This window comes from Sporosarcina sp. NCCP-2222, from assembly GCF_023168145.1.
GTDB lineage: Bacteria > Bacillota > Bacilli > Bacillales_A > Planococcaceae > Sporosarcina.
Genome location: NZ_BQYK01000013.1, coordinates 35,856 through 43,615, shown reverse-complemented (window position 1 = coordinate 43,615; position 7,760 = coordinate 35,856). Strand labels below are relative to the sequence as shown.

Here is a 7,760-nt window from a genome sequence, read left to right as displayed (position 1 = left end):
ATCACATGCGTAATGGCGTGACGATCATTAATCCTGAGCAAACCTACATCAGTGTAGATGCTGAAATCGGCCGCGATACAATCTTACAGCCAGGCGTCATGATTGAAGGACGCACAATTATCGGTGAGAGATGTACAATCGGTCCAAACAGCCATATAGACAATAGCATAATCGGCAACGAAACAACGATTCATTCGTCAGTCGTGCGAGATAGCAAAATTGGTTCCCATACAACAGTTGGGCCGTTTGCTCATATCCGTCCGGATTCCAATCTCAGCGACAATGTTAAAATTGGCAATTTCGTCGAAGTGAAAAAATCGACACTCGGTGAAGGCAGTAAAGTATCCCACTTAAGTTATATCGGCGATGCGCAAGTTGGTTCCCATGTAAATGTTGGCTGCGGGTCGATCACAGTCAATTACGATGGAAAAAACAAGTTCCAAACGATAATTGAAGATGATGCTTTCATCGGCTGCAATTCCAATTTGGTAGCACCTGTTACCATTGGAAAAGGCTCATTTATCGCGGCTGGATCGACTATAACAAAAAATGTACCAGAATCTTCACTTGCAATTGCACGCACTCGACAGGAGAATAAAGAAGGCTACATCTCTAAATTAAATCTTAAAAAACCATAGGGGGACCATGATGGCTAATCATTATCCTAATGATAAACTCAAAATCTTTTCGTTAAATTCCAACCAATCGCTTGCGCAACAGGTAGCGGATGAAATCGGGCGTCCGCTCGGTAAATGTTCTGTAAAACGATTCAGCGACGGAGAAATTCAAATCAATATTGAAGAGAGCATTCGGGGATGTGATGTATTCGTAATTCAATCTACATCCAACCCAGTAAACGATAATCTCATGGAACTTCTCATCATGATTGATGCGCTTCGACGTGCATCAGCTCGGACAATTAATGTCGTTATGCCTTACTACGGCTACGCACGCCAAGATCGTAAAGCTCGTTCCCGCGAACCGATTACGGCTAAGCTAGTTGCAAATATTTTGGAGACGGCAGGTGCGAATCGTGTGATCGGTCTCGATCTACACGCACCACAAATCCAAGGTTTCTTCGATATTCCAATCGATCACCTTGTCGCAGAACCGATTTTAACAGAGTACTTCAAGAGCAAAGGGTTGGAAGGTGATGATCTTGTCATCGTATCTCCTGACCATGGTGGAGTGACACGTGCCCGCAAAATGGCGGATCGCATGAAAGCGCCGATTGCGATCATTGATAAACGCCGTCCGCGTCCGAACGTGGCGGAAGTCATGAACATCGTCGGTAAAGTAAGAGGGAAAACGGCTATCCTAATCGATGATATTATCGATACAGCCGGTACAATTACAATTGCTGCCAACGCGATTATCGAAAGTGGAGCGAAGGAAGTGTATGCTTGCTGTACACACCCTGTCCTATCCGGTCCTGCAATTGAACGGATCGATAATTCACAGATCAAAGAATTGGTTGTTACCAATTCGATCGACTTGCCTGAATCTAAAAAATCACCTAAGATCAAACAATTATCGATTGCGAAGCTGCTTGGAGATGCAATTATCCGGGTGTTCGAAGAAAAATCGGTCAGCACATTGTTTGAATAATAGTCCTTATCCGCAAAGTTAAGGGGAATGTTTCTGTTTAATGTCGTCTGATGTTGGGTATTTCAATAGTTAGAATACTTTTTTTCAGGAAAGGTGACTACGCATATGAGTACAGCAATACAGTCGAAATTAAGAGAAGTTAAACCAAAATCTACATTAACTAAGCTTCGAAATGAAGGGTTCATCCCTTCCGTGGTGTATGGATACCAAATCGAATCCATGCCTATCGCAGTGAAAGAAAGAGATTTGATGAGCACATTGCGTGAGGTCGGCCGAAATGGCGTACTTAAAATAAACGTAGATGGAAAAGACCTGAATGTCGTACTAGGGGATTATCAAGAGAACGCGCTGAATGGCGAAATCTTTCATGCCGACTTTCTCGCCATCAATATGACAGAGGAATTGGAAGTCAACGTGACGGTACACCTTGTAGGAGATGCGCCTGGTGAAAAAGAGGGCGGCGTCCTGCAACAGCCGATCCGGGAAGTAACTATCAAAGTAAAACCTTCCGACATTCCGGAATCATTTGTTGTTGATATTTCGAACCTGCAAATCGGCGAGTCGATTACAGTTAAAGAGATCCGGGAGTCGTCCAATTTTGAACTTCTCAACGACGATGAAGAAGCGCTTGTCGTCATCTCGGCTCCACGTGCTGAGACGGATGAGGATGCAGATGAATCGGAAGAAGCAGCTGCACCTGTAGAAGAAGTGAACGACGCGGAATAATGAACTGAGCAGGCATTGAATCCTTTCATGCTTCCCGGTTCCAAGGAATAAACAGAAAAGCTATAAGGCGTACGGTTGTTGCCGTGCGCCTCTTTTCTGCATTATGGGTTTGAAACGAGCTATAGGAGAGAACGTTTATGAAAATGATTGTGGGGCTCGGAAATCCGGGTAAACAATATGAACACACTCGGCACAATATCGGATTTCTCGTTATCGATGAATTGGCACGTCGGTGGGATGCTCCTCCGGCCCAGTCGAAATTCAACGGGGCCTATTCGGTGATCCATCGTCCGGAAGGCAAGGTCATTCTGGTAAAACCGTTGACCTATATGAATCTTTCGGGAGAATGTGTCGGTCCACTAATGGATTACTATGGCGTGGAAGACGATGAAATTGTCGTATTATATGATGATCTCGATCTGGCGCCAGGAAAACTCCGGCTCCGTCAAAAGGGTAGCGCGGGTGGCCATAATGGCATGAAATCGCTGATTGCCCATATGGGAACAGATCAGTTCAATCGCATCCGCATCGGCATCGGACGTCCAACAGGCGGCATGAAGGTACCCGACTATGTGTTATCCAATTTCGGCAAAGAGGAAATACCGGTCATGGAAGATATGATCAAGAAAAGTGCGGACGCTTGCGAGGCCTGGCTTAAAGCGCCTTTCTTGGAAGTCATGAATGATTACAATGGATCCTAAGGAATAAACCCCTGTGATTCCGCCTATACTTTCATAAAAAGGGGCGGATCATCATGATGGTCGTACGATATACATGTAAGCATTGCAATACGGAAATTGGAAGTATTCCGTTCGATTCGGCAAGAGATGTCATTCGACAGCTTCAGGAAAACGATGAGAAAGAGAAGGAACGATTTCTGGATACCGATGATAAAGGTGCGATGACGATCCGTTGCATTTGTGAGCAATGTGAGCAATCATTGCGGATGTTCCCGGACTTATATCATCTTGAAAATTGGAAACAGTGACATCTGCTTTGGCGTAGCATTACGCACAAAGCTTTTTGCACTTTTCTACGAAGGAGGAGCTTGCCATCTGTGCAAGCCCTCTCTAAAATATTTAATCGGCTTTATGAAAATGAAACCAAAGACTCGATGATGAGGTTATTATATAAAAAAGCGTACCTGATGCCTGAAACCGCGTAGAAAGGAAATGGATGAGTGGAAACACTAATAAAATTGCTTTTACAAGAAAAAGAGATTGCTAATGTGATGGAGGAGCTAAAGGGTGGACAGGACCGTCAATTGATCACGGGTCTTTCGGGCGGAGCAAAACCGATGTTCTTCCATGCACTTCAACGCTCCATCGATCAACCGATCATGATTGTAACCCCCAATATGCTTCAAGCGCAGCGTGCATATGATGATCTTGTGAAAATGGCCGAAGATCCATCCCTTGTCCATCTATATCCTGCGGAGGAGTTGATCGCAGCCGATTTTTCCGTATCCAGCTATGAATTGAGAGCATTGCGGATTGATACACTCGATCATATGGCAAGGGTCGGGAAGGGCATTTACATTACTCCGCTAGCCGGCATGAAAAAGTTGTTGCCCGCAAAGGAGAAGTGGAAATCCGCCATCCTCACGGCCCAAGTAGGTGACAGCATTCAAATCGAGGACTGGCTGAATAAGCTCGTTCTCATGGGATACTCAAGACAGGATATGGTAACAACGCCGGGCGATTTTGCATTGCGTGGCGGTATTTTTGATATTTATCCCCTGACGGAGGATGATCCAATCCGAATTGAGTTATTTGATACGGATATTGATTCCATCCGTACGTTCTCGGCAGAAGATCAAAGGTCGACCGGCAAATTGGACACGGTAACGATTTTGCCTGCGACAGAGTTTGTCTGGAGCCGCCTCGATCTCATGCAAGTCGCTGAGCATCTGGAAGTCGCACTTAGTACCAGCTTGAAGCGAATGAAGAATGACGAGGCAAAAGAGGCCCTGACAGCTTATATAAGCCAAGACATCGGGTTGTTACGGGACGGCATTGTGCCGGAAGGTATGATGAAATACATTTCATTCTCAGAAGAGCCGCCATCGTTTCTCGGTGATTATTTTCCATCCAATGGACTCGTGCTGCTTGATGAAATCGGAAGAATCCATGAAGTGTCCACCTCTCTGGAAGCAGAAGAGAAAGAATGGTTCCTGTCCTTGCTGGAGGAAGGAAAGATTGTCCATGATGCCAAAATCACTTTCTCCTTCGAAGAGGTGCAAGGCATGATGGAGCAAAAAAGGGCGTACTTCTCCCTGTTCACAAGAGCAGTTCCGGGCATTACGTTAAAGAAAACCGTTTCGTTTTCCTGTAAGCCCATGCAGGAATTCCACGGGCAAATGAACGTGCTGAAGCATGAGATGGAACGCTGGAAGCAAGGGAATTTCGACGTCTTTGTGGTTGCAGACGGCAATGAAAGAATGAAAAAAGTGCAAGGTATATTGCAAGACTACGAGATAAGCGGAACCGTAAACGGCACGCCGACGGGCAAGGGGAATGTCATCATTGTCGATGGCGATCTGTCCGCCGGATTTGAGCTGCCGTTCCAGCGTCTAGCCGTCATTACGGATGCCGAATTGTTCAAAGGGAAGGCCAAGCGGAAAACACGTGCGAAGAAGATGACGAATGCCGAGCGGATCAAGAGCTACTCGGAGATCAAACCCGGTGACTATATCGTCCATGTCCACCACGGAATCGGGAAGTATTATGGTGTTGTGACGCTCGAAGTGAACGGCGTTCATAAAGATTATTTGGATATTCGATATCGAGCCGAGGATAAGCTATTTGTCCCGGCAGATCAGATTGATTTGATCCAAAAATATGTGGCATCGGGTGAAAAAGAGCCGAAACTGCATAAACTAGGCGGAGCAGAATGGAAGAAGACCAAATCGAAGGTTTCCGCGGCCGTTAAAGATATCGCAGATGATCTGATCAAACTGTATGCCAAGCGTGAATCGGAAAAAGGTTATGCTTTTTCTCCTGATGATGATCTGCAGCGTTCTTTTGAAAATGCATTCCCATATGATGAGACAGAAGATCAGCTCCGTTCGATCACCGAAGTGAAGCAGGACATGGAGCGGGAGCGGCCGATGGACCGGTTGCTTTGCGGGGATGTCGGATATGGAAAAACCGAAGTTGCGATACGTGCGGCATTCAAAGCAGTTGCGGACGGTAAACAAGTAGCCTTCCTCGTCCCGACGACCATTTTGGCCCAACAACATTATGAAACAATGAAGGAACGGTTCTCTGGCTTCCCTGTCGAGGTCTCCTTATTAAATCGATTCCGTTCTAAGAAAGAGCAGACAGAAACATTGAAGGGCTTGAAAGTGGGTACGGTTGACGTTGTCGTCGGCACACATCGTCTTCTCTCGAAGGATGTGATATATAAAGATCTAGGGCTTTTAATTGTCGATGAAGAGCAGCGGTTCGGCGTGACGCATAAAGAGAAGATCAAGCAGCTGAAAACGAACGTGGACGTGTTGACGTTGACGGCGACACCAATTCCGCGGACATTGCATATGTCCATGCTTGGAGTCCGGGACTTGTCCGTCATTGAAACACCGCCGGCAAACCGTTTTCCTGTACAAACCTATGTGATGGAACATAATTTTGGACTCGTCAAAGAAGCGATTGAACGCGAGTTGGGACGCGGCGGCCAAGTATTTTACCTATACAATCGCGTGGAAGACATGACGAAAAAAGTGGAAGAGATTAAACAGCTCGTACCAGAGGCGAGAGTGGCGTTTGCCCATGGGCAAATGTCAGAATCGACGCTGGAGGCTGTCATCCTAAGCTTCTTGGAAGGCGAATACGATGTCCTCGTAACGACTACAATAATCGAAACGGGCATTGATATCCCAAATGTGAACACATTAATCGTTCATGATGCCGATCGGATGGGCTTGTCCCAGTTGTATCAGCTCCGTGGGCGTGTTGGCCGTTCCAACCGGGTGGCCTATGGCTATTTCTTGTACCAACGGGATAAGGTGCTCACGGAAGTGGCGGAAAACCGTTTGCAGGCAATCAAGGAGTTCACGGAATTAGGATCTGGATTCAAAATCGCGATGCGTGACTTATCCATTCGCGGCGCGGGGAACTTGCTCGGTGCCCAGCAGCATGGATTCATCGACTCGGTCGGATTCGATTTGTACTCCCAGATGCTCCAAGATGCAATTGAGGAGAAACAAACAGGTATATCGAAGGCGGATATCATCGACGTTGAAATTTCATTGCCGATCAATGCCTACTTACCTGACACATATATTAAAGACGGCTTCCAAAAGATTCAAATGTACAAACGAGTGAAAGCGATCGAATCCGAAGAGGATTACGCGGAGTTGTTCGATGAAATGACGGACCGCTTTGGCGATCTGCCGTTAGAGGCCGATTTGTTGCTACGGGTAGGCCGCATCAAAGCGTGGGGCCGCCACGCGGGAGTCGAATCCATTAAGAAACAACGAAATGTCATCGAGATCCGCCTATCCAAAGAAGGAACCGAAAATATGGACGGCGCAAAAATTGTGGCAGACACGATGAAATTTGGCCGGGCTGTCGGTTTTACTATGGAGGACGGCCAGCTCATTCTAACTGTGGATGACCGCCATACCGGTAAAATGACGGAATTTGATGTACTGGAACAAGTGATGGAACTGCTGAGCCAATCGATAAAAGAAAAAGCAGAAGTCGATGCCGGCTAAAGGGTCTATTGCATAAAATGTCCATCCATGATGCATACTAAGTCCGAACGGAAGACGGTTATCAATTTTGGAAAGTGAGGCATCATGGATGAAAGCAACAGGTATCGTGCGTAGAATTGACGATTTAGGCAGGGTCGTTATCCCGAAGGAAATCAGAAGAACACTACGCATCCGCGAAGGAGATCCGCTAGAAATTTTCACAGATCGGGATGGGGAAGTCATCTTAAAGAAGTATTCCCCGATATCCGAATTAGGGCAGTTTGCAAAAGAGTATGCGGAAACGTTATACGAGACACTTGGCACCCCGGCCCTTATCAGCGATCGGGACGAAATGATCGCCGTATCCGGAGTATCGAAAAAAGACTATTTGAACCGCCAGCTATCACCAGACGTCGAGGATGTTTTGGCAGGCCGTACGATGGTGATGGAAAAGATGGAGAAATCCGTCGAATGGGTTCCTGGACAAGTCGAGCAGGTGAAATCGTATTGCATCATGCCAATCGTGGCAGGCGGCGATACAATCGGCGCCGTCTATTTGCTCTCCAAAGTCCATTTCCTCGGCGATGCCGAACAAAAAGCTGCCGAAACGGCCGCCCATTTCCTTGCGAAGCAAATGGAGCAATAAAAAACAGCCTACAAGTACCGGAAGTGACGGTGCGTGTGGGCTGTTTTCAATGAGAGGGATCTAATTCTTTTACATCATGGCTCC

The 7,760-nt window shown here is 46.6% G+C and carries 7 protein-coding genes; all 7 read left to right on the top strand.

All coding sequences use genetic code 11. The features are described from left to right. The coding region (locus NCCP2222_RS19400) for a DapH/DapD/GlmU-related protein (protein WP_282570739.1) at positions 1 to 638 on the top strand (638 nt) is incomplete at its 5' end. 10 nt (positions 639 to 648) lie between these two features. Further along, on the top strand, positions 649 to 1,608 hold the full coding sequence (locus NCCP2222_RS19395; RefSeq protein WP_248514047.1) for a ribose-phosphate diphosphokinase: 960 nt from the start codon (positions 649 to 651) through the stop codon (positions 1,606 to 1,608). A 105-nt stretch (positions 1,609 to 1,713) separates the two neighbouring features. Continuing rightward, a complete protein-coding gene (locus NCCP2222_RS19390; RefSeq protein ID WP_248514045.1) occupies positions 1,714 to 2,334 on the top strand; it encodes a 50S ribosomal protein L25/general stress protein Ctc in 621 nt (206 codons plus the stop codon). Positions 2,335 to 2,471: 137 nt separating this feature from the next. After that, positions 2,472 to 3,035: an aminoacyl-tRNA hydrolase gene (gene pth / locus NCCP2222_RS19385; RefSeq protein ID WP_248514044.1), complete on the top strand. Its 564-nt coding sequence runs from the start codon at positions 2,472 to 2,474 to the stop codon at positions 3,033 to 3,035. Positions 3,036 to 3,088: 53 nt separating this feature from the next. Next, positions 3,089 to 3,322 (top strand): anti-sigma-F factor Fin, encoded by a 234-nt coding sequence (locus NCCP2222_RS19380; protein ID WP_248514043.1) that lies wholly within the window; start codon positions 3,089 to 3,091, stop codon positions 3,320 to 3,322. Between the two features lie 192 nt (positions 3,323 to 3,514). Beyond that, positions 3,515 to 7,051: a transcription-repair coupling factor gene (gene mfd / locus NCCP2222_RS19375; protein WP_248514042.1), complete on the top strand. Its 3,537-nt coding sequence runs from the start codon at positions 3,515 to 3,517 to the stop codon at positions 7,049 to 7,051. Positions 7,052 to 7,139: 88 nt separating this feature from the next. After that, positions 7,140 to 7,676, top strand: a complete 537-nt coding sequence (gene spoVT / locus NCCP2222_RS19370) for a stage V sporulation protein T (RefSeq protein WP_238079146.1) — start codon at positions 7,140 to 7,142, stop codon at positions 7,674 to 7,676. Positions 7,677 to 7,760 lie beyond the last annotated feature (84 nt).